General features: G+C 74.6%; 17 protein-coding genes. 4 read left to right on the forward strand and 13 right to left on the reverse strand.

The annotated features are described in order from the left end of the window. Positions 1-33: 33 nt before the first annotated feature. On the forward strand, positions 34-666 hold the full coding sequence (locus tag ACH45N_RS05265) for a hypothetical protein (RefSeq protein ID WP_397391806.1): 633 nt from the start codon (positions 34-36) through the stop codon (positions 664-666). A gap of 16 nt (positions 667-682) precedes the next feature. Here ACH45N_RS05265 and ACH45N_RS05270 read toward each other — a convergent pair whose 3' ends face one another. From ACH45N_RS05270 to ACH45N_RS05315, 10 genes are all read right to left on the reverse strand, one after another. Continuing rightward, the gene (locus tag ACH45N_RS05270) at positions 683-1,900 is read right to left on the reverse strand and encodes a glycosyltransferase family 1 protein (RefSeq protein WP_397391808.1); all 1,218 of its coding nucleotides are present in this window, start codon (positions 1,898-1,900) and stop codon (positions 683-685) included. Positions 1,901-1,948: 48 nt separating this feature from the next. Next, entirely contained in the window at positions 1,949-3,157 is a 1,209-nt protein-coding gene (locus tag ACH45N_RS05275) for a glycosyltransferase family 2 protein (RefSeq protein ID WP_397391810.1), read from the reverse strand. Next, positions 3,154-4,335: a DegT/DnrJ/EryC1/StrS family aminotransferase gene (locus ACH45N_RS05280; RefSeq protein ID WP_397391812.1), complete on the reverse strand. Its 1,182-nt coding sequence runs from the start codon at positions 4,333-4,335 to the stop codon at positions 3,154-3,156. The genes ACH45N_RS05275 and ACH45N_RS05280 overlap by 4 nt, the downstream gene beginning before the upstream one ends. Then, positions 4,332-5,897 carry an oligosaccharide flippase family protein gene (locus ACH45N_RS05285; protein WP_397391814.1) on the reverse strand — a complete coding sequence of 522 codons (1,566 nt, stop codon included), beginning with the start codon at positions 5,895-5,897 and terminating at the stop codon, positions 4,332-4,334. The genes ACH45N_RS05280 and ACH45N_RS05285 overlap by 4 nt, the downstream gene beginning before the upstream one ends. After that, positions 5,894-6,943, reverse strand: coding sequence for a glycosyltransferase family 2 protein (locus tag ACH45N_RS05290; RefSeq protein ID WP_397391816.1), 1,050 nt, complete (start codon positions 6,941-6,943; stop codon positions 5,894-5,896). The genes ACH45N_RS05285 and ACH45N_RS05290 overlap by 4 nt, the downstream gene beginning before the upstream one ends. Further along, positions 6,940-7,584: a NeuD/PglB/VioB family sugar acetyltransferase gene (locus ACH45N_RS05295; RefSeq protein WP_397391818.1), complete on the reverse strand. Its 645-nt coding sequence runs from the start codon at positions 7,582-7,584 to the stop codon at positions 6,940-6,942. Before ACH45N_RS05295 ends, ACH45N_RS05290 begins: the two co-directional genes overlap by 4 nt. Position 7,585: 1 nt before the next feature. Then, on the reverse strand, positions 7,586-8,740 hold the full coding sequence (locus tag ACH45N_RS05300) for a DegT/DnrJ/EryC1/StrS family aminotransferase (RefSeq protein WP_397391820.1): 1,155 nt from the start codon (positions 8,738-8,740) through the stop codon (positions 7,586-7,588). Next, entirely contained in the window at positions 8,737-9,780 is a 1,044-nt protein-coding gene (locus ACH45N_RS05305; RefSeq protein WP_397391822.1) for a dTDP-glucose 4,6-dehydratase, read from the reverse strand. The genes ACH45N_RS05300 and ACH45N_RS05305 overlap by 4 nt, the downstream gene beginning before the upstream one ends. Then, entirely contained in the window at positions 9,777-10,871 is a 1,095-nt protein-coding gene (locus ACH45N_RS05310) for a Gfo/Idh/MocA family protein (RefSeq protein ID WP_397391824.1), read from the reverse strand. Before ACH45N_RS05310 ends, ACH45N_RS05305 begins: the two co-directional genes overlap by 4 nt. 200 nt (positions 10,872-11,071) lie before the next feature. Continuing rightward, entirely contained in the window at positions 11,072-12,295 is a 1,224-nt protein-coding gene (locus tag ACH45N_RS05315) for a glycosyltransferase family 4 protein (RefSeq protein ID WP_397391826.1), read from the reverse strand. 330 nt (positions 12,296-12,625) lie between these two features. Here ACH45N_RS05315 and ACH45N_RS05320 point away from each other — a divergent pair, with 330 nt between their 5' ends. The 3 genes from ACH45N_RS05320 (at position 12,626) to ACH45N_RS05330 (ending at position 19,183) form a co-directional block, all read left to right on the forward strand. Beyond that, positions 12,626-15,361: a UvrD-helicase domain-containing protein gene (locus tag ACH45N_RS05320; RefSeq protein WP_397391828.1), complete on the forward strand. Its 2,736-nt coding sequence runs from the start codon at positions 12,626-12,628 to the stop codon at positions 15,359-15,361. A 338-nt stretch (positions 15,362-15,699) separates the two neighbouring features. Then, on the forward strand, positions 15,700-17,724 hold the full coding sequence (locus ACH45N_RS05325; protein ID WP_397391830.1) for an acyltransferase family protein: 2,025 nt from the start codon (positions 15,700-15,702) through the stop codon (positions 17,722-17,724). A gap of 97 nt (positions 17,725-17,821) precedes the next feature. Beyond that, a complete protein-coding gene (locus ACH45N_RS05330; protein WP_397391832.1) occupies positions 17,822-19,183 on the forward strand; it encodes a hypothetical protein in 1,362 nt (453 codons plus the stop codon). Here ACH45N_RS05330 and ACH45N_RS05335 read toward each other — a convergent pair. The 3 genes from ACH45N_RS05335 to ACH45N_RS05345 are packed head-to-tail and all read right to left on the reverse strand — an operon-like array spanning position 19,164 to position 21,270. Continuing rightward, positions 19,164-19,904: a hypothetical protein gene (locus ACH45N_RS05335; protein WP_397391834.1), complete on the reverse strand. Its 741-nt coding sequence runs from the start codon at positions 19,902-19,904 to the stop codon at positions 19,164-19,166. The genes ACH45N_RS05330 and ACH45N_RS05335 overlap by 20 nt on opposite strands. After that, entirely contained in the window at positions 19,901-20,521 is a 621-nt protein-coding gene (locus tag ACH45N_RS05340; RefSeq protein ID WP_397391836.1) for a hypothetical protein, read from the reverse strand. Before ACH45N_RS05340 ends, ACH45N_RS05335 begins: the two co-directional genes overlap by 4 nt. Next, complete coding sequence (locus tag ACH45N_RS05345) at positions 20,518-21,270, reverse strand: hypothetical protein (protein WP_397391838.1); 753 nt, start codon at positions 21,268-21,270, stop codon at positions 20,518-20,520. Before ACH45N_RS05345 ends, ACH45N_RS05340 begins: the two co-directional genes overlap by 4 nt. Positions 21,271-21,431 lie beyond the last annotated feature (161 nt).

The following is a 21,431-nucleotide window of genomic DNA, read 5'->3' on the forward strand; positions in this document are numbered from 1 at the left end:
ATTTCGCCCGCTCCAGGAAATCGCGGAGAAGCTATGACGTTGTGGGACCTGATACGTGCGGCGCTGCGGCGCTGGCCCGTCCTGCTCGCGGGAGCCGTGGCCACGCTCGGGCTCGTGTACACCACCACGCTGGACGACGGCGTGTACTGGAGCCGTACCCAGGTCGTCTTCCTCGCACCCGCGAGCAAGGCCTACCCGAACGCGCTGCGCACCACGTCCGAGGACCTGATCATCACGGCCGGCGCGGTCGCCAAGGCGGTGGCCGGGCCGGCCAAGGTCACCAAGTACGCGTCGCCCGACGCGACCCTGGTGGGCGAGGGGACGCGCGACGGCTGGTCGATCCGGCTGCCCGACACGGGTGGCCAGTGGGCCCCCAACTTCGCCGAGCAGGTGCTGTACGTCGAGGTCGTCGCGGCCACCGCCGAGGAGGTCGAGTCCCGGCAGGACGAGATCGTCGCGCAGATCGCCGACGAGCTGGACCGGCTGCAGCGCGACGCCGGGGTGGTGCCCGTCAACGACATCACCGTGACGGTCGCCCCGGAGTCCCTGGTCGTGCACCAGGTCGGGGGCTCGACGATGCGGGCCGCCGGGATGGCGGGCCTGCTCGGCGCGAGCGCCACGTTCGCGCTCATCGCCGTGCTCGAGACGCGCGCCCGGCGCCGCTGACCCGGGCCGCCGGCCGTCAGCCGTGCGGCGCGCCACGGACCTCGTCCTCCACGATGCGGGCCACGGCGTCCTGCGCCGGGCCCCAGGACCGGCCCACGACGCTGGCCGCGGCCTTGGCCGCGTACGCGGCGGCGTCGGGCCGCTCCACGGCGGCGGCGAGGCCGGCGGCGATGCCCGCCGCCGTCGGCTCGGCCCACCCCACGTACGGGTTGGGCAGGTCGGCGCGCGCCAGCGGCGAGTCGTTGACGACGGGCACGACGCCGGCGGCCAGCATCTCCTCGGCCACCAGCGAGATGTTGGTGAACGACATCGCCAGCCCCGCCACGACCCGCCCGTACAGGGCGTTGAGCTCCGCCGGGGTGAGGCGGCCGTGGTACGTCACGGGGAACGTCAGGTCCGCGGGGCGCGAGCCGTAGACATGGATCTCCTGCTCGGGGTGCGCGCGGTGGAAGCGGTCGAGGGCGAGGCGGGCGAGCAGGTAGCCCCGGCGCCCGACGTCGGGCTTCGCGTAGAGCACCACCCCGGACCGGGGCACCTCGACGTCGGGGAGCCGGTACGTGTCGGTGTCGCAGCCGAACGGCACCACGTCGCTGCTCTGTCCCAGCTCGGCCGTGAGGCAGCCGGCCACCATGTCGCCGAGCGCGATGCGCCGGAACGGGAACCGGTACGTCATCGCGGCCAGCTCGTACTCGGACCCGCGCGGGTAGAAGTACGGCTCGTAGTCCTGGATGAAGTACAGCCGCCGGGTGGGCCGCGGGGTCCGGGCCACGATGACGTGCGCGGACTCCCACGACGACGCGACCACGGCGTCCATGCCGGTGATGCCGGCGCGGGCGTCCCGCACCTCGGCGCGCACGCCGGGCCAGCCGTGCCGCAGCTCGGCGGTCCGCTGGTCGACGTCCAGGCCGTGCCGGTCGTAGAGGAACACGACGCACTTGTGCCCGCGCGCCTCCAGCCCCTCGACCATGCGGAACAGGGTGGTGTGGCCGCCGGAGCCCGCCGCGGGCGGCGACGTCACCCAGCCCACGGTCAGCGGCCGGTCGCCGGGCACGGGCTCCGGCGTCGGGAGCGACCCGGGGACGTCGTCCGCGATGTCCGCGGCGTCGAGCTGGAAGCCGAGCGACGCGGCGTCCGTGGTCCGGTAGGCGCGCGCGGCGACGCGCTGGGCCAGCCCGCGCGCGCCCACGCGGCGCAGGCGGCGCAGCCGCGCGGTGGCCTTGGTCAGCCGGTTCATCGGTGGTCCCCCTCGTGGTTCACGGGCGCGGTCACTCGTCGGGTGCCGTCACAGGCCGGACGTGGCCCAGCGCAGGTACATCAGCTCGGCCCGGGCGCGGCGCGAGATCCGGCGGACGACGGCGCCGTACCCGGCCCGGCCCGTCCGCGCGGCGCGCGCCGCCCGGCGGGCGATCCGGGCGGCCGAGGGCCAGTCCCGCGAGCCCGGCCAGACGGTGGCCGCGAGCTCCAGGTAGGGCGTCGGCGACTCGGCCCGGTCGGCCGCCGCCGCGGCGTACCGCAGGGCGTCCTGGGCGAGCGCGGACCGCGCCCGGTCGTGCAGCCCGTGCGCGCCGGCGAGCCGGTGACCGACGTTCGCGAACAGCCGGTCGTACGCGTCCGCGCGGGCCCGCAGGTCCAGCAGCGCGCCGGAGCCCTCGTTCACGCTCAGGCTGCCCGCGTGCTCGCGGTGCAGCGCCTGGTCGGCGCCGCCCACGTAGCCGACGTCGCCGACGGCGGCGAGCCGCAGCCACATCTCGACGTCCATCGTGAACCGCAGGTGCGGGTCCAGCGGGCCGACGTCCTTGAGCAGGTCGGACCGCATGACCACCTCGGGGGAGGTGATGCAGCTGACGCCGGTGCGGCACCGCTCCGCCAGCCACGCGCGGCCGTCCCAGACGGTCCAGGACAGCTCGCCGAGCGCCGGGACGGGCGGGGTGCCGTCGTCGAAGTGCTGCGGGTGGCCGTAGACGAGCCCGACCTCCGGGTGCTGCTCCAGCAGCGCCGTCGCCCGCGCGAGCGCGCCGGGCGGCAGCATGTCGTCGGCGTCGAGCCGCACCACGAACTCGCCCGTGCTGTGCTCCCAGCCGCGGTTGAACGACTCGACCTGCCCCAGGTTGCGCTCGTTCGCCAGCACCGTCACCCCCGGGTGCTGGGCCGCGAGGGCCTGCGCGACGGCGAGGCTGTCGTCCGTGGAGGCGTCGTCGACGACGACCACCTCGACGTCGACCCCCTCCTGGCTCACGAGGCTGCCCACCGTCTGCGGCAGGAACCGGCCGTAGTCGTAGCACGGCACCACCACCGAGACCCGGGGCCGGAGCTGCGGGGCCGACGGCGGCCGCCGGCGGAACGACCGGGGCGCCAACGGCGACCGGACCCAGGAGCCGAGCGTGCCCACGACCCGGGCGCCGAGCCCCGGCCCGCCCGTCGCGTCGCGGTCCACCCGGGCGCGCCACGCGGCGGCCGCGCGGTCGAGGGCCCCGGCCCCGGCGGCGCTCACGGTGCCACCCCCGCGGGTGCGGCCCGCCCCGTCACGGCGGCGTGCAGCGTGCGCACCACGTGCTCCTGCTGGTCGGCGGTGATCCCCGGGAACATCGGCAGGGAGAGGATCTGGCCGGCGTGCGCCTCGGCCCGCGGGGCGGTGCCGGGCCGGAAGCCCAGGTGCGTCGTCGCGGGCAGGAGGTGGACGGGGGCGGGGTAGTGGATGCCGTGCCCGATCCCGGCCGCCGACAGCGCCGCGGACACCGCGGGCCGGTGCGGCGTCCGCACCACGTACAGGTGCCACACGTGCGTGGCCCCCGGCAGCTCGCGCGGCGCCACGAGCTCCGGCACGTCCCGGAACGCGTCGGCGAGCAGGGCCCCGTACCGGGCCGCGGCCTCCGACCGCTGGAGGTTCCACGCGTCGAGCCGGGTCAGCTTGGCCGACAGCACGGCGGCCTGGAGGGAGTCGAGGCGCGAGTTGGCGCCCACCTCCAGGTGCTCGTAGCGGTGGACGCCGCCGTGGTTGCGCAGGCGGCGGGCCCGCTCGGCCACGTCGTCGGACGACGTCAGCACCGCGCCGCCGTCGCCGAACGCGCCCAGGTTCTTGCCCGGGTAGAAGCTGGTCGCGGCCACGTCGCCCGCCCCGCCGGACCGGAACCCGTCCCGGCTCGCGCCCTGGGACTGGGCGGCGTCCTCGACCAGCAGGACGTCGGGGCCCACCAGCTCGCGGAGCTGCGCCACCGGCGCCATCTGCCCGTACAGGTGCACGCCGACGACGGCCCGGGTGCGCGCCGACAGCCGGCCGGCCACGTCCTCGGGGTCCAGCAGGAAGTCGTCGTCCACGTCGGCGGGCACCAGCAGGGCGCCGCAGCGCAGCACCGCCTCCGCCGTCGCGAAGAACGTGTTGGCCGGGACGATCACCTCGTCGCCCGGGCCGATCCCGGCCGCCCGCAGACCGATCTCCAGGGCGTCCGTGCCGTTGCCCACCCCGATGGCGTGGTGCGCCCCGCTGTAGGCGGCGAACTCGCGCTCGAACCGCTCGACGTCCGGCCCCAGCACGAACCCGGACGTCCTCAGGATCTCGTCCCAGCGCTCGCGGACGTCGGCCTCCACCTCGGCGGTCTGGGCGCCCAGGTCCAGGAAGGGCACGGGCGCCCGCGGCGGCGCGGGGGTGGTGGTGGTCGTGGTCTCGGTCATCGCGTCGTTCCTCTCGGTGGGGCAGCCGGGACGGCGTCCGGCAGAAGATCCAGGGCCTCGCCGGGAGTCCCGGCGGGCGCGGCGGCCGGCACCTCGTCCGGCACCTCGTCCGGCACCTCGGCCGGAGCGTCGTCCGGGCCGTCGAGGGCGGTGCGGGCGGCGCGCCAGCGCGGCCGCACCCAGGCGAGCGTCGCGGCCGCGTAGAGCGTGAGGGTGACCGCCCCCGCGAGGAGGCCGCCGAGCAGCGGGTCGTCGACCCGGTCGGCGGCCAGCAGGCCCGCGGCCACGGCGCCCGCCCCGGCCAGCCCGGGCACGGCCAGGGCCCAGGTCAGCGCGCCGACCTCGTCCCGCGACCGGCGCAGCAGCACCAGGTAGGCGGGCACCAGCACGCCCACGGAGACGGCGGCCTGCGCCACGGCGACGCCGATGCTCCCGGCCGCCCGCGCGCCGAGCACGACGGCGGGCACCAGGGCCACGAGCCAGACCACCTGCACCGCGAGGACGCCGCGCGAGCGGCCCAGGGCGTAGAGGTAGCCGGCCAGGACGTCCGAGACGACGCGCACCGCGCCGACCACGGCCAGCGGCACCAGGATCTGCGCGGCCGGCTCCCACCGGGCGCCGTAGACGAGCACGACCACGAGGTGGGCCAGCGCCGCGAGCATGGCCGCCGCCAGCACGACGGCCCACCACACGGGCCCGAGCAGCGGCACGAGCGCGGCGCGGGCGCGCTCGCGCACCTGGGAGAAGGCGGGCAGCGTGACCGACCGCAGGGCCTGGCCCACCAGCGTCATGGGCCACGTCGAGATGTTCGCGGCGAGCACGTAGAACCCCAGCTCGACGGCGCCCGCCAGGTTGCCGAGCACCACGCGGTCGACCGAGAGCAGCACCCAGGACAGCAGGTTCGCGGCCGCGACGGGCAGGCCGAACGCAAGCACCGACCGGGCCACCGTCGGGTCCCAGGAGAACCGCAGCCGGGTCCGCGTGAGCCAGAACTGCACGGCCACGCCGCACGCCTGGCCGGCGACCCGGCCCACTGCCAGGCCGACCAGGCCGTAGCCGAGCACCGCCAGCACGAGGGTCACCACGGCGCCCACGCCGAAGTCGACGGCGTTGGAGCGGAACAGCCCGCGCTGGTCGAGCTTCCGCTGGAGCGTGGCGAACGGGACGACGCCGACCCCGGCCAGCAGGAACGTCGCCGCCAGGATCGCGATGGGTCCGGCCGCGCCGGGGCCGCCCATCGCGGAGGCGAGCGCGGGCGCGGACAGCGCGGTGAGCAGGGTGAGCGTGCCGCCGGTCACCAGGCCGAGCACCGCGACGGGGCCGGTGCGCCGCTCGAAGTCGGGGCTGCGCACCAGGTCGGCGCTCAGGCCGAGGTCCGCCAGGGCCATGACCACGCTCTGCACGGTCAGGGCGATCGCGTACAGGCCGAACTCCTCCGGCGACACGATGCGGGCGATGACGATGCCCAGGCCGAGGTTGCCCAGCCGCACCACGACGGTGCCGGTGGTGCTCCAGCGCAGGGCGTTGCCGACGCGGCCGCTGAGGCTGGCGCCCTTGCTCATGTCCCGAACCTCGCGAGGAGCTGGCCGCGGACCTTCCAGCGCAGCGACTCGACGGCCTCGACGCCGAGCCGCGACCGGTGCTCGGCGCGCCCGGCCAGCCGCGCCCACTGCCAGGCCGGCGACCGGACGACGCCGGGGTCGGCCTCGCGGGCCAGCCGCAGGAGCTGCGCGCGGTGCTCGGCACCGTCGGGCCCCGGGGGCAGCAGCGTGGAGGCGAGCACCACCTCGCGTGCGACGGCCGCGTCGGCCCGCGCGCGGAGGCGGCCGGGGCGGCGCAGCAGGTGCCCGTCCTCGCGGAAGAACAGGTCGAAGGTCTCGAGGACGGAGCGCCAGTTGTCGAGGTTGCCGCCGAACTGGACGTTGTGCATGTTCGCGTCGTGCTGCCGGTAGTAGGCCTGGACCGGCCCGTTGACGCGGCCGATCCGGCCGCGGGCGGCGGCCTGCAGCCACATGTACATGTCGGCGGCCTGCGGCAGCGCGGCCTCGTAGCCGCCGATCGCGTCGTAGACGGACCGGCGCATGACGACCTCGGGGTTGGTCGGGATGTTCCGCCCGCGGCGGGCGACGTGGCCCACCCACTGCTCGCCCTCCCAGACGGTCCACCAGGTCCGGGCGGGCGTGAACGCGGGCGGCGCGCCGTCGAAGTCGGTCACGAGGCCGTAGACCAGCGAGATCCGCCGGTCGTGCTCCAGCAGGGCCGCGGCGCGGGCGAGCGCGCCGGGCGCGAGGGCGTCGTCGGCCGACAGGAGCACCACGTAGTCGCCGCGGGCCCGGCCGAGCCCGTCGTTGTAGGTGCGGATGTGCCGCAGGTTCTGCTCGTGCTCGACGAGCGTCACGCGCGGGTCCGACGCGGCGATCTCGCGCGCGACGGCGACGCTCCCGTCGGTCGACGTGTCGTCGACCACGATGACCTCGACGTCCACGCCCTCCTGGGCGAGCACGGAGCCGACGGAGGTGGGTAGGTACTGCCCGTAGTTGTAGTGCGGCACCACGACCGAGACGAGCGGGCGCGTGCGCAGCGGGAGCGGGGCCCGGACCGTGGTCATCGCGCCACCTCCCGCACCAGGCGCCGCGCCGGGACACCGGCCCAGGTCTCGCCGTCCGGCACGTCGGTCAGGACCACGGCCCCCATGCCGACCACGGCGCCCGCGCCGATCCGGACACCGGGGTGCACCGCGGCGTTCATGCCCAGGTAGGCGGCGCGGCCCACGCGCACGCCCCCACCGAGGGAGACCCCGGCGGCGAGCGTCGCGAAGTCGTCCAGCACGCAGTCGTGCGTGACCGTCACCCCGGGCATCGCGACGACGTGCGCGCCGAGGACGGCGTCCGCGGTGATCGTGACGCCGGCCAGCAGCACCGAACCCTTCCCGACCGGGCACCCGGCGGGGTTGCGCACCGACGGGTCGACGACGCGCGCGTACGCGGCCGCCGGGTCCAGCCGTGCGTGCACGGCGGCACGGGTGCGGCTCGGGCCGACGCACAGCAGCAGGCGGACGCCGGGATGTTCCGCGGCGGCGCTCACCGGCCCCAGCACCGGCGCCCCGCCGACCGTGGGCGGCAGGTCGGCGTGGCGATCGTCGAGCACGCCGAGCACGTCGTGCCCGGCCTCGGCCACGACAGGGAGCACCTCGCGGGCCAGCCCGCTCGCCCCCACCAGCAGCAGCGGCCCGCCCCAGCTCGCCGCCACCTCACTGCCCCCCGTACCCGCGGAGCACCTCGACCACGCGGCCCAGCTCGGCGTCCGTCATCTGGTGGAACAGGGGCAGGATCAGCGTGCGGTCCGTGAGCCGCTCCGTCACGGGCAGCGGCACATGACCCCGGTCGGCATGGGCCGGCTGCCGGTGCGCGGCCATGATGCCGCGGCGCGCCGAGACGCCCGCCGAGGCGAGCGCCAGGAGCAGGCCCTCCCGGTCGAGGCGGTACCCGGGCAGCACCTCGACCCACAGCGACTGCACGTTGGCGCGACCCCAGGCCGGGTCCTCGACGAGGCGCAGGCCGGGCACGTCGGCCAGCGCCTCGCGGTAGCGGGCGGCGAGCTCGCGCCGTCGGGCCACGATCGCCGGGAGGCGGCCGAGCTGCACCAGGCCGACGGCGGCCTGCAGGTCGGTCATCCGGAAGTTGAACCCGACCTCGTCGTACTCCTCCGGCGGGGAGACGAGGGAGGCGTGCCGGTCCGCCGCCGAGACGCTCATGGCGTGCTCGCGCAGGCGCCGCGCGCGGGCGGCCCAGTCCGGGCGGCTGGTGGTGATCATCCCGCCCTCGCCGGTGGTGAGGATCTTGCGGGGGTGGAACGACCAGGCGGCGATCTCGGCCCCCGCCCCGACGGGGCGGTCGCGGTAGGTCGAGCCGGCGCCGCACGCGGCGTCCTCGATCACCACGATGCCGCGCGGGTCGCACAGCTCGCGGATCGCGGCGAGGTCGACCGGCACGCCGGCCTGGTCCACCGCGATCACCGCGCGGGTGGCGGGCGTGAGGGCGGCGGCCACCGTCTCGGCGGTGAGGTTGCCGGTGGCGGCGTCCACGTCCGCGAAGACGGGGCGCGCGCCCACGTAGGTGGGGGCGTTCGCCGTGGCGACGAACGAGAACGACGGGACCACGACGTCGTCGTCCGCCCGGATGCCGGCGACGACCAGGGCGAGGTGCAGCGCCGTGGTGCAGCTCGACGTCGCGACGGCGGCGCGGGCGCGCATCGCCTCCGCGAACGCCGTCTCGAAGGCGGCGACCCGCGGGCCCTGCGCCACCCAGCCGGACTCGATCACCTCGGTGACGGCGGCGACCTCCTCCGGGCCGAGCCAGGGCTTCATGACGTCGACGCGCTGCAGGCCCTCCTCCACGGCGGTCATGCGACCACCCCCGCGGGGGCGCTCGCGGGCGCGACCCAGTTGCGGTCCTCGATGCGGCTCAGCATCTCCTCGGGGCTCTCCGGCCGGCTGCGGAACCAGTCGACCAGGTCGGCGACGCCCTGCTCGAAGGTGGTCCGCGGCTCGAACCCGGTCAGCTCCCGGACCAGGGTGTTGTCGACCAGCAGGCGGCGCACGTCGCCCGGGCGCGCCTCCAGCCGCTCCGGCTCGAGGTCGGGCCGCCCGGCGAGGCGGGCGACCGTCGTCACCAGCTCGTTGATCGTCACCTCGGCGCCCGAGCCGACGTTCACGGTGCGGCCCACGGCGGCGTCGCACTCCGCGATGTCGGCCAGGCCCCGCGCGGTGTCGCTGACGTGCAGGAAGTCGCGCGTCTGCTCGCCGTCGCCGTAGACGAAGGCGGGCAGGCCGCACAGGGCGCGCACGATGGTGCGCGGCAGCACCTCGCCGCTGTCGCCCTCGAAGTGGCTGCGTGGGCCGAAGGTGTTGAACGGCCGGACCACCACGACGGGCATGCCGTGGGTGCGGAACGCGGCGCGCGCGTACGCCTCCCCGGCGAGCTTGGACCCGCCGTAGACGGTCTCGGGCCAGGTCGGGTGCCGCTCGTCCATCGGGGCGTACTGCGCGGTGCCGAACACCTCGCTGGAGCTCACGTGCACGAACCGGCCCACGCCCGCGGCGCGCGCCCGTTCGAGCAGCTCCAGCGTCGCGGTCGCGTTGACCTCGTGGTTCTCGCGTGGGTCGTGCAGGCTGTGCCGCACCCCCAGGCAGGCCAGGTGGAAGACGACGTCCGCGTCGTCGACCAGCGCGAGCGCGGCCGCGCTGCGGATGTCGTCGGCGGCGAGGCGCACCGTGGTCTCGCCGTCTCCCAGGTGATGGGCCAGGTTCTCGCGCCGGCCGTTGACCAGGTTGTCCACCACGGTGACCGACGCCGCGCCCCGGCGCACCAGCTCGTCGACCAGGTGGCTGCCGATGAACCCCGCGCCTCCCGTGACCAGCACGCGCGTCCCGCTCAGCGCGCTCATGCGGCCGCTCCGTTCCCGGCGGGCCCGCCCGCGAGCACCGGCGTGCGTGCGCCGGTCTCGACCCGGGTCACGCCGCCGCCCGTGGCGAGGCTGCGGTCCGCGGCCTCCAGCACGTCGAGCACGCGCAGGCCCGCGGCGCCGTCGGTCAGGGCCGGGCGCTCGCCCTGGATGGCCTCGGCGAGCTCGCCCACCATCGACCCGAGCGCCTCGCGCTCCTCCAGCGCGGGCGACCAGGTGTCGCCCAGGCGGTAGGAGATCGTGGCGGCCCGGCGCTCCAGGCTGTCGAAGGCCTGGGTCTCCAGGTCCACGCCGCGGTCGTAGACGCTGATCCGCTGCTGCGGGTTCAGGTCGTCCCACACGAGCGTGCGGCGCGACCCGCCGATGGTCATCCGCCGCACCTTGGTGGGACTGAGCCAGTTCACGTGCACGCTCGCCACGGCGCCGCCCGGCAGGGGCAGCACCAGGTAGCCCACGCAGGACTTTCCCGCGCCGATCGGGTCGGCGCCGTGCGCCGCCACCGACTCGGGCTGCAGGCCGCCGGGCAGGATGAAGTCGATGACCGAGAGGTCGTGCGGCGCCAGGTCCCAGAACACGTCGACGTCGGGCTGGACCAGGCCGAGGTTGATCCGGACGGAGTCGATGTAGAGGATCTCGCCCAGGTCGCCGCCCGCCACGAGCTCCCGGATCTTCCGGACCGCCGGGGTGTAGCAGTAGGTGTGGTCGGTCATGAGCACCAGGCCCCGGTCGCGCGCCTCGGCGACCATCTCGGTGGCCGCCGCCGCGCGGTCGGCGATCGGCTTCTCGACCACCACGTGCTTGCCGGCGCGCAGCGCGGCCAGCGCGATCGCGTGGTGCGTCCGCGCGGGCGTCGCGATGGCCACCGCGTCGACGTCGTCCCGGGCGAGCAGCGCGTCGAGCGACGTCTCGACGTCGGCCCGGCCGTTCGCGCGGGCCACCCGGGCGGCGCGGTCCGCGTCGAGGTCGCAGACGGCGGCCAGCTCCCAGCGGTCGGACGCCGCGAAGTTGCGTGCCAGGTTGGGTCCCCAGTAGCCGGCGCCCACCACGGCCGCCCGCAAGAGTCTCTGGTCCATGCTGCCTTCTTCCGGTATCAGCTCGGATCGGCCCGGAGTGTTGTCATCCTGGCTCCGATCAATGTACGTCCCGGCCTCGCGGCGAACTGGCCGGGGCCTTTCGAAATCACCCGTGGTCGACGTTTATTCACCCGGGGCGGGTTTCACCCAGGGGTGAAAGAGAAATGCGCGATGGGCGTCGGAAAAGCCGCGACGAACATTCATCCGCGCTTCTCGGACAATGTGCGCGTGCGACCCGTCACCGTGTCGAACACGCGCACGTAGGTCTCCGCCTGCCGGCGCCAGGACAGCTCGCCCTCGATCCGGGCGCGCCCGGCCAGGCCCATCCGCCGGGCGCGGTCGGGGTCGTCGAGGATCTCGAGGATCGCGTCGCCGAACGCGGCGGGGTCGCTCCCGGCCACGTACCGCCCGGCGTCGCCCGCGCTGCGGCGGGTCTCGGTCAGGTCGGTCGCCACGACGGGCAGCTCGTGCGCCATGTACTCGAGGGTCTTGTTCATGGTGGAGCGGTCGTTGAACTCGCTCGGCGGGTCCGGGGTGACACCCAGGTCCGCGCTGGACAGCCACCGGCCGATGGCCGCGTGGTCGACCCGGCCGGTGAAGTGCACCCAGAGGTCCAGGCCGCGGCGCGTGCAGTCCGCGCGCAGCTCCTCCAGCGCGTCACCGAAGCCGAGCAGCGCGAAGCGCACGTCGGTGCGGCCGCGCACGCGCACCACGTGCTCGATGGCGGCCAGCAGCCGGTCCACGCCGTCCTGCGAGCCCATGATCCCCACGTAGCACACGAGGTGCTTGCCCAGGTCACGGGCCCCCGGCTCGGGGTCGCCCTTGCGCATCAGGTCGGCGTCGGGCGTGCTGAGCACCACCGAGCTGCGGCTCAGGTCGACCTTGCCGCGCTCCAGCGCGATCTGCCGGTACGAGCCGTTCGTCGAGATCACGTGGTCCGCGGTGCGGTACGTCGCGCGCTCCAGGAGCAGCAGCGCCCTGTACAGCAGGTCCTGCCGGCCGAACTTGGCGAGGTACACCTCGGGGCACAGGTCGTGCTGGTCGTAGACGAAGCGCACCCCGCGCCGCAGCCGCCAGAGCAGGGCGAGCAGCCAGTAGGTGTCCGGCGGGTTGCACGCCTGGATCACCTGGAACGGCGCGTCGCGGTGCACACGGCCCGAGGCCCGTGCCGTCCGCCACCAGCAGACGAGGAACTCGCGGACGTAGCCCATCACGCCCCGGGAGTCCGGCGGCGGGGCGTACGAGTAGACCGTCGTCTCGTCCACCTGGAACCGGGCGGGCTCGTCGGGGTCCTCCTGCGGGCAGACGACGCTCACGCGGTACCCGGCGTCCGTCAGCGCGCGGCACTCGGACCGGACCCGGCGGTCGATCCTGAACGGCAGGTTCTGGATGATCACCAGAACGTGCGGAGCGTCGGAATGCATGAGGAAAGTGTTGCCCCCGTAGCGCGCGCCAGAAACCCGGGGAGCGGGTGAACACGGCGATTCACCCGCGGCGCCGGGTGATATTCCGGCCGCGGAACATCACCCGAACATCACCCTGCTCCGAGGTTGATATCCGTGACCTTTTCCGGGCGGGCCCAGGAACTTCGCACAAAGCCGTTGCCGGTATTTCATCCGGCGGTTCGGCGGGCCTTTCGGCACTCCCCGTGGACGATCCCGGCGACCGTCCCGGTGGAGCGCGCGGCCCCGGGGTCGCCGGTCCGCCGCGCGGCCCGTCGGCAGTGTCGGTGAGCCCGCCTAGGCTTAGGGGCGATGACTTCCCTCTTCGACAGCCTCTCCCTGCCCGGCCTCGACCCGGCGGCGCCGGGTGACGAGGCGCGCCTGCCGCGCACCGCCCCGCGCTGGGACGACGTGCCGGACGGCGGCGACCCCGGCGAGGCGGCCGTGCCCGCGGAGCCGGACTGGCTGGCAGGCCTGCCGCACGAGTCGGAGGCGCCGCGCGCCCGCGGCGCCTACGCGCACCTCGACCCCGACGAGCTGCTCGACGGCCTCAACCCCCAGCAGCGCGCCGCCGTGGTGCACGAGGGCGGGCAGCTGCTCATCGTGGCCGGCGCCGGGTCGGGCAAGACGCGGGTGCTCACGCACCGCATCGCCTACCTGCTGGCCACGGGCCGGGCGCGGGCGGGCGAGATCCTGGCGATCACGTTCACCAACAAGGCCGCGGCCGAGATGCGCGAGCGCGTCGAGGGCCTGGTGGGCCCCGCCGCGAACCGCATGTGGGTGTCCACGTTCCACTCGGCGTGCGTGCGCATCCTGCGCCGGGAGGCGACCACGCTCGGGCTGCGGTCGAGCTTCAGCATCTACGACGCCGCGGACAGCCAGCGCCTCATCACGCTGGTCACGCGCGAGCTCAACCTCGACCCCAAGAAGTACCCGGCGCGCGGGCTGTCGAACAAGATCAGCGACCTGAAGAACGAGCTGATCGACCCCGAGTCCTACGCGCGGCAGGCCGTGGCGTACGCGGAGCAGGAGGCGCAGGCGGAGTCCGCGGCCGCGGCGGCGGGCGGCATCCGGCGGCCGTGGGGCGGGCAGTCGGCCGACGAGCGCAACACCGCCGTGCCGAAGTTCGACCAGGTGCTGGCCGACGTCTACACGCGCTACCAGGCGCGCCTGGCCCAGGCGAACGCCCTGGACTTCGACGACATCATCATGACCACGGTGAACCTGCTCCAGGCGTTCCCGAACGTCGCGGAGCACTACCGCCGCCGGTTCCGGCACATCATGGTCGACGAGTACCAGGACACCAACCACGCGCAGTACACGCTGGTCCGGGAGCTGGCCGGGGTGGGGGCCGACGACGACTCCGGTCTCGACCCGGCCGAGCTGACCGTGGTGGGCGACTCCGACCAGTCCATCTACGCGTTCCGCGGCGCCACGATCCGCAACATCCTGGAGTTCGAGAAGGACTACCCGGACGCCACCACCATCCTGCTGGAGCAGAACTACCGCTCCACGCAGAACATCCTGAGCGCCGCCAACGCGGTGATCTCCCGCAACGCCGGCCGCACGCCCAAGCGCCTGTGGACCGACTCGGGCGCCGGGGCCAAGATCGTGGGCTACGTCGCGGACGACGAGCACCAGGAGGCCCGGTTCGTCGCCGACGAGATCGACAGGCTCGGCGACAGCGACGGCGTGCGCCCCGGCGACGTCGCGATCTTCTACCGCACCAACGCGCAGTCGCGTGCGCTCGAGGAGGTGCTGGTCCGCGTCGGCCTGCCGTACAAGGTGGTGGGCGGCACCCGGTTCTACGAGCGCCGCGAGGTCAAGGACGCCGTCGCCTACCTGCGCGCGCTGGCCAACGAGGACGACGACGTGAACCTGCGCCGCATCCTCAACGTGCCCAAGCGCGGGCTCGGCGACCGCGCGGAGTCGCTCGTGGCGTCGTTCGCGGAGCGCGAGCGCATCTCGTTCGGCGCCGCCCTGGAGCGGGCCGACGAGATCCCCGGCATGACCAACCGCTCGCTCAAGCCGCTGCTCGCCTTCCGCGACCTCATGCGCGAGCTGCGCGGCCTGGTCGACGACGGCGCGGCGCCGGCCGTGGTGCTCGGCGCGGTGCTCGACCGCACCGGCTACCTCGCCGAGCTGCGCGCCAGCGAGGACCCGCAGGACGAGGGCCGCGTCGAGAACCTGGCCGAGCTGCACGCCGTCGCCGTCGACTTCGGCGAGACCGACCCGGAGGGCTCGCTCGCGGACTTCCTGGAGCGGGTCTCGCTGGTCGCGGACAGCGACCAGATCCCCGACGAGGACGTGGCCGACGGCGCGGCGGAGGAGGCGCCCAAGGAGAACCAGGGCGTCGTCACGCTCATGACGCTGCACACGGCCAAGGGCCTGGAGTTCCCGGTCGTCTTCCTCACCGGCATGGAGGACGGCACGTTCCCGCACATGCGCTCGCTGCACGACGACACGGAGCTCGCCGAGGAGCGCCGGCTGGCCTACGTGGGCATCACGCGGGCGCGCGAGCGGCTGTACATCACGCGGTCGTCGGTGCGCGCGGCCTTCGGCATGGCGAACGAGTTCCCGGAGAGCCGGTTCCTGCAGGAGGTCCCTGAGGAGCTGTGGGACTGGCGGCGGCGCGAGTCGTCGACGGCCGCGATCCGTGCCGGCCGGGGCGGCTGGAGCGGCGGGTACGGTTCCGGCGGGTACGGCTCCGGCGGACGCTCGGGTTCGGGCGGGCGCGGTCAGGGCTCCGGTTCCTCGTGGTCCTCGGGCCGGTCGGGGTCCGCGCGCGGCGGCACCACGTCGTCGTCGGGCAGCGGGCAGGCCAACCCGTTCTCGCCGCAGAAGAAGGCGGGTGCCACGGGCGGGTTCGGCGGCATCAACGTGCAGAAGGACATCCCCAGCCTGGAGATCGGCGACCGCGTGACGCACGACTCCTACGGCCTGGGTACCGTCGTGGACGTCGAGGCCAACGCCGTGGTCAAGATCGACTTCGGCACCAACGGGACCAAGCGCATCGCGCTGAAGTACACGGCGGTCACGAAGCTCTGAGGCGGCGGGGCCGGGCAGCCGGCGCGAGCTGTGCCCGGCCCGAGCTGCGTCCGGCGCGAGCTGCGTCCGGCGCGAGCTGCGTCCGGCGCGAGCTGCGTCCGGCGCGAGCTGTGCCCTGCCCGAGTTGTGCCCTGCCCGAGTTGTGCCCTGCCCGAGTTGTGCCCTGCCCGAGTTGTGCCCTGCCCGAGTTGTGCCCTGCCCCTTCCCTTTGAGGCCCGGGTTTCTTCGCTTTGAGCCTTGCCAAAGCGAAGAAACCCGGGCCTCAAAGGAGACTGTCGGCGGGACGGGCTTCACATTCCGGACTTTTTCGGTCTGCGCAGGTTCGGTACCGTCCGCTCATGGTCCTGACCGACGACGCCCGGCCCGGTCTGGTCGCCGGGACCGGCACAGTCCCCGCAGCCCCGGCGGCCAACCCGGCCGGCCCGTCCAACCCGGCCAACCCCGAAACGCTCCGGCGGCCCGGAGCCGGTCCGGCGGCGGCGCACGGCCCCCGGATCCCCGGCCTCGACGGGCTGCGGGCCGTCGCGGTGGTCGCCGTCGTCGCGTTCCACCTGGCGCCCGCGTGGGTGCCGGGCGGGTTCCTGGGCGTGGACGTGTTCTTCGTGGTCAGCGGCTTTCTCATCACCACGCTGCTGCTGCGCGAGGTCGCGGGCACGAGCTGGATCCGGCTGCCGCGCTTCTGGGTACGCCGGGCTCGCCGGCTGCTGCCCGCCCTCGCGCTGGTGCTCGTCACGAGTATCCCCGTGGCGCGGCTCGTGGAGCCGGACCTCACGGTCGGCATCGGGCGCCAGCTCCTAGGGGCGGTGACGTTCAGCACCAACTGGGTGGAGATCGCCGCGGGCACCGACTACTTCGACGAGGCCCAGCCGGAGCTGCTGCGCATCCTGTGGTCGCTGGCCATCGAGGAGCAGTTCTACCTGGCGTGGCCGGTGCTGCTGGTGCTCCTGCTGATCACCGTGCGCTCGGCCGCCTGGCGGGTGCGGATCGTGGTCGCGGGTGCGCTCCTGTCGGCGGCGGCCATGGCGCTCCTGCTCATGCCCGCGTACGGGACCGGCGTGGACCCGACCCGTGTCTACTACGGCACCGACACCCACGCGTTCGGCCTGCTCCTGGGGGCGGCGGTGACGCTGCGCTGGGCCAAGGCCGGCCCGGCGCTCCGGGGCGCGCGGGCCCGCGTGCTGCCGCCCCTCGCGCTCGCCGGGCTGGTCGCCCTGTTCCTGCTGCTGCGCAGCGACTCGCCGCTCACCTACCCGCTCGGGCTGCTGGCCGCCTCGCTGCTCGCCCTCGTCCTGGTGCAGGCGTGCGGGGCGGCCCGGGCGGAGCCCACCTGGTTCACCGCTGCGCTGGAGGCGCCGGCGCTGCGCTGGGTGGGAGAGCGGTCGTACGGGATCTACCTGTGGCACTGGCCGGTCGCCTGCGTCGTCACGGCCGCGGTCGGCGCGCAGCCCGGGACGGCGTGGTGGGGCGTCGGCACCGGCCTGACCGTGGCGTTGACCGCCGTGCTCGCGGCGGCGTCGTACCGGTGGGTGGAGACGCCGGTGCGCCGGCTCGGCTTCCGGGGCGCGTTCCGGGCGCTGCTCGGCGCGGTGCGCACCGCCGCCGTCGTGCCGAAGGCCGCCGTGGTGGTCGCGGTGCTCGCCCTGGTCGGGACGGGCGCGGCGGTCACGTCGGCCCCCGGCCGGACGGCGACCGAGCTCGCCATCGCCGCCGGGGTCCAGGCAGCGGCAGGGCAGGCAGCGGCAGGGCAGGCCGCGGCGGCGGCGCAGGCTGCCGCCGGGCGGGGCACGGCCACCCCGGCGGCCGACGGCGCGGGCGAGCCCGCCCCGGCGTCACGCACCGGCGGGTCGGTGCCGGAATCCCTGCCGTTCGGGGCGCGGGAGGGCGCCCAGGTCTCCGCCTTCGGCGACTCCGTGCTGGCCGCCGCCGCGCCGGCGATCCTCGCCCGCTACCCGCGCGCCCAGGTCGAGGGTGTGGTGAGCACGGACTGGCTCGACGCCGAGCGGATGATCCGCACGGCGAAGCGCGAGGGCCGCCTGCGCCAGACGGTGCTGCTGAACTTCGGCACCAACGCGGGCTTCCAGCTCGAGGGTTCGGCCGACGCCGCACGGCACGTGCTCGACATGATCGGGCCCGACCGCCGCGTGGTGCTCGTCAACAGCGTCGGGATCAGCTACTGGGTGCCGGACGCGAACAAGACCCTCGACCAGGTCGCCGCGGGCCGCGAGAACGTCGCGGTCGCCGACTGGCACACGCTGGTCGACGAGCATCCCGGCCTGCTGCACGCCGACGCCACGCACCCGAACCTCGAGGGCGTCGAGGCCTACACCGACCTGGTCGAGGAGTCCTTCGCGGCACTGGAATGACGCTCAAGGAGCACCGAGTGACGCCCAAGCGGCACCGGGCGCGCGGTCGTGACACGGCTTGGCGCACCGTGCCCGCTTTAGGCCACTATGTGTCGCCATGAGGATCCTGGTCTCCGCGGGTCGCCTGTTCGTGGCGCACTGGCCCGCGCTCCTGACGCTCGGCCTGCTCGGCGTCGCCGTCCGGAACGGCGCGATGTGGGGTGCGGTCGAGCTGAGCCAGTGGAACTCGTTCGTGGCGCAGCTCCTGCTGATCCTCAGCCCGCTCGGGTACCTCGTGCCGGTGGTCGGGATGCTGTGGGTCTGCCGGAACAGCCTGCCGGGCCTGGGCGGCCACGACCTCGGCCGCCGGGAGCGCGCCGCTCAGGCGGCGATCCCCGGCATGCTGCCCACCCGCCGGGCCCCGATGATGCCGTCGGAGCGCCGCGAGCGGCGCCTCATCGACATCGCGCTGTCCGTGCTGGTGCCGTTCCTGGTGGTCTACGAGGTCGAGGGCCTCATGGACGCCGACCAGCTGAGGTTCACCAACGAGGCGGCGGCCGACGAGCTGTTCAACGACCTGTTCAGCGCGGAGGGCGTCGACTTCATGTCCCGCCTCGGCGTCTGGTCCGGCTGGACCGTCGTCGCGATCGTGGCCGGGGCCTTCGTGCTGCGCTGGCTGCTCGGTCGGCTCGAGGGCAAGCTCCAGTTCCTCGGCATCGCGGTGCTCGGCGGCTGCCTCGAGATCTACTGGACCAGCCAGGTCGCCAAGCAGGTCGAGTCCATCGAGCTGGGGCTGTGGAACATCGCGGCGGACCGGGAGCTCGTGGCGGCGGCCGTCGGTACCGTCGGCGCGGCGCAGGAGAGCGTGGGGGAGGCCGGCAACGACGCCGCGGCCTTCGTCGCGGACGGCTTCGTCACCGTGCTCGAGTCGCTCGACGTCGTCCTGGTCGCGCCCCTCGCCTGGCTCGCCATCGGCGCCGTGGTGCTGGGGCACAAGCTCATGGAGCCGCCGTCCAGCGAGCACCGCTGGCTCGACCGCATGACCTGGATCCCGGCCGGGCTGCGGTCGCTCCTGGAGTCGCTCACCGAGGACCTGCGCGCCCGCTTCTCCGCCCTGTGGAACGGGCTGAAGATGATCGTGCACGGCGGCCTCGGCCCCATGCTGGTCTTCTGCCTGGGCTACCTCGTGGTGATGCGGGCCCCGCACGCCGTCGGCTGGCTCGTGCGCGCCGTCACCGGTCCCGTCGAGACCAACGCGTGGCTCGCGTTCAGCCCCTTCGAGGCCGCCGCGGGGCTCGTCGTCTCCCTGACCCTGGCCGCCGTGCTGATCGCGGCGACGGTCGAGGTGCTGGTCGAGCGCGGCCTGGCGGTCCGCGAGCTGGACGACGACGCGACCCCCGTGGCCGGGAACCGCGCGGTCCCGGCGGCCGCTCGCCAGGGCAGCTCGACGGCCCCGCTCGCTAGGGCAGCTCGACCGTGACGTAGTCCGGGCCCCCGAGCGACAGCCGGACCTCGGTGATCGTCGCGTCGGGATCCACGAGCATGTACGAGCTGACGTCCCACTCGGGCTGCTCGCTCACGAACCCCTCGGTGTCGGGCGTCGAGCACCGCTTGTTGAGACCCAGCACGTCCGGCGTCGACTCCCCGTACCGGGTGCCGTCGTCGGCCACGAGGGCGACCTGGCACAGCGACAGGTCGGTCTGCGGCTCGGCCGCGAGGTGCAGCCGCACCTCGTACGCGACCGACCCCTCGGGGATCACCACGGGCAGGCCGTAGGCCGGCTCGGGCAGCTCGTCCACCTGCTCGACGCCGGTCACCGTCGCGTCGATCTCGCGCACCACCCAGGTGTCGGCGCGCTCCGGCACGTCGAGCCCCATGTCGAAGTACTCGTTCTCCAGGTGCGCCGGCTCGCCCAGCGCGACCCGCTGGGACTCGTAGTGCAGGCCGTCCGGCCACCAGTAGGCCACCACCCGGAACGACGTCGCCCCCGTGGCCACCACGAGCGCGAGCGGCAGCAGCACCAGCCAGACGGCGTTGCGCCGCCACCAGCCCCGGGGCCGCCCGGCCCGGGGGACGTCGGGCGGCACGGAACCGGGCAGCAGGCCCGGCCGCAGGCTCGGCGCCCCGCCCAGGTGCGCGCCCTGACCGGGGCCCTCGTACGAACCCGGCCCCGGCGCCGCCTGGGTCACCAGCGTCGTCATCCCGCACTCCCTCCCGCGCTCGCCGTGGCGTAGCCCGGCGCCTCCGTCTGCACCGTGTCGGTGGCCGCCCACAGCTCCTTCGCCTGCTGGGCCGAGATGCCCAGGTCGACGACGCCGGCGGCGTCCCGCCGCTGCTCGGCGTGGTCCTCGGTCTGGCCGCCGCGCGCCAGCCGCACCGTCGCCCCCGCGAGCGCGTCCTGCGGCACGTCGAAGCAGTAGGTGACGCGCCACGCGTACCCGGGTTGGGCGTTGGCCGTCAGCGAGCACTCGGCCTGGTCGGTGGGCCAGAACCGGCGGCCGTCGGCGTCGGTGATCTCGGCGCCCCGGAAGGCGGTCGCGCCCTGCGTGGCCCGCCAGGTCACGTCGACCACCACGAACGTGCCGTTCGCCAGGGCGGTCTCCGAGAAGCTCTCCACGGTATCGGCGACGCGCACGTCGGTCACCGTGAGGTCCGCGTAGGTCAGGTCGAGCGTCTCGCCGACCGCGCCCTCGACGAGGAACGGCGTCTCCACCACGGTCTCCTGCGGCACGGCGGTGACGAGCGCGCAGCCCGCGACCACCCCGCCGACGACCAGGGCCGAGCCCTGCCACGTGATCCGGCGCCGTCCGTGCCTCACGCCTGACCCTCCTCGCTCATGCCCCGGTTGTCCTTGACCTTGATCGGGCCTTCGAACGCGAGGTCCGCGGGCAGCCAGTACCCGTTGTCCAGGCTCAGCCGGCTCTCGTCGATCCAGGCCAGCTCCAGCACCCGGAGCGGGATCTCGTCGCCCGTCCACTCGCCGCTCTGCTCCCAGATCAGCGCGATCTGGTAGGTCACGCCCGGGTTGAGGACGCGGGTGCTGGTCGCGTCCTTCACGTTGAGGATGGTCGCGGACGGCAGCTCGGCCTCCTCGGCATCCTCGGCCTCGTCGCTGCCGGCGGACGGGTCGACGGACGGGTCGGCGCTCGCGTCCGTGTCGAGGCCCGCGAACGGGTCCAGCGCCACGATGCCCACGCCCTCGGGGGCGGGGACGGCGTTGCCCAGCGTCGAGCTCAGCTCGGGCACGTCGCCGGTGTTCACGACGTCCGCGACCACGGCGAACATGTGGTTCCCCGGCGCGGGCACGAGGCTGCCGAGCTCGTCGGCCAGCACGGCTCGCAGCACCGTGACGTCGAACGGGCCCACCTCGACCGCCGTCCCCGCCACGATCGGGTCCGCCTGCGCCTCGACCTTGTTCCACGCCCCGAACGGGGAGACGGCCACGAGGGCGGCGACGACGCCGGCGCCGACGCGCTGCATCGTCGACATGTCGTCGGCGACGGCCGAGACGACGCGGCGGCCGACCCGGAACGCGATGTCGGGTCCGCCGGTACGGGCATGCTTCATGGCGCACGATCGTAGCGGTGCATCCCGGACCAACCGGGCGAAAGTCCACGACCGCGACAGGCCCGGACGGACACGCTTTTGAGGCCCGGGTTTCTTCGCTCTCAGCACGCTGAGAGCGAAGAAACCCGGGCCTCAAAGGGGAGCCGATCAGGGTCGGACAG

The sequence above is a fragment of the Promicromonospora sp. NPDC019610 genome (genome assembly GCF_044389365.1).
Lineage (GTDB): Bacteria > Actinomycetota > Actinomycetes > Actinomycetales > Cellulomonadaceae > Promicromonospora.

What these genes read in the sequence shown, in the direction of transcription:
- ACH45N_RS05325 (WP_397391830.1), top strand. Translation starts at nt 15,700, where the DNA reads ATGGTCCTGACCGACGACGCCCGGCCCGGTCTGGTCGCCGGGACCGGC.
- ACH45N_RS05320 (WP_397391828.1), top strand. Translation starts at nt 12,626, where the DNA reads ATGACTTCCCTCTTCGACAGCCTCTCCCTGCCCGGCCTCGACCCGGCG.
- ACH45N_RS05280 (WP_397391812.1), bottom strand. Translation starts at nt 4,335, where the DNA reads ATGACCGAGACCACGACCACCACCACCCCCGCGCCGCCGCGGGCGCCC.
- ACH45N_RS05300 (WP_397391820.1), bottom strand. Translation starts at nt 8,740, where the DNA reads ATGACCGCCGTGGAGGAGGGCCTGCAGCGCGTCGACGTCATGAAGCCC.
- ACH45N_RS05265 (WP_397391806.1), top strand. Translation starts at nt 34, where the DNA reads ATGACGTTGTGGGACCTGATACGTGCGGCGCTGCGGCGCTGGCCCGTC.
- ACH45N_RS05315 (WP_397391826.1), bottom strand. Translation starts at nt 12,295, where the DNA reads ATGCATTCCGACGCTCCGCACGTTCTGGTGATCATCCAGAACCTGCCG.
- ACH45N_RS05330 (WP_397391832.1), top strand. Translation starts at nt 17,822, where the DNA reads ATGAGGATCCTGGTCTCCGCGGGTCGCCTGTTCGTGGCGCACTGGCCC.
- ACH45N_RS05305 (WP_397391822.1), bottom strand. Translation starts at nt 9,780, where the DNA reads ATGAGCGCGCTGAGCGGGACGCGCGTGCTGGTCACGGGAGGCGCGGGG.
- ACH45N_RS05335 (WP_397391834.1), bottom strand. Translation starts at nt 19,904, where the DNA reads ATGACGACGCTGGTGACCCAGGCGGCGCCGGGGCCGGGTTCGTACGAG.
- ACH45N_RS05310 (WP_397391824.1), bottom strand. Translation starts at nt 10,871, where the DNA reads ATGGACCAGAGACTCTTGCGGGCGGCCGTGGTGGGCGCCGGCTACTGG.
- ACH45N_RS05345 (WP_397391838.1), bottom strand. Translation starts at nt 21,270, where the DNA reads ATGAAGCATGCCCGTACCGGCGGACCCGACATCGCGTTCCGGGTCGGC.
- ACH45N_RS05285 (WP_397391814.1), bottom strand. Translation starts at nt 5,897, where the DNA reads ATGAGCAAGGGCGCCAGCCTCAGCGGCCGCGTCGGCAACGCCCTGCGC.
- ACH45N_RS05290 (WP_397391816.1), bottom strand. Translation starts at nt 6,943, where the DNA reads ATGACCACGGTCCGGGCCCCGCTCCCGCTGCGCACGCGCCCGCTCGTC.
- ACH45N_RS05270 (WP_397391808.1), bottom strand. Translation starts at nt 1,900, where the DNA reads ATGAACCGGCTGACCAAGGCCACCGCGCGGCTGCGCCGCCTGCGCCGC.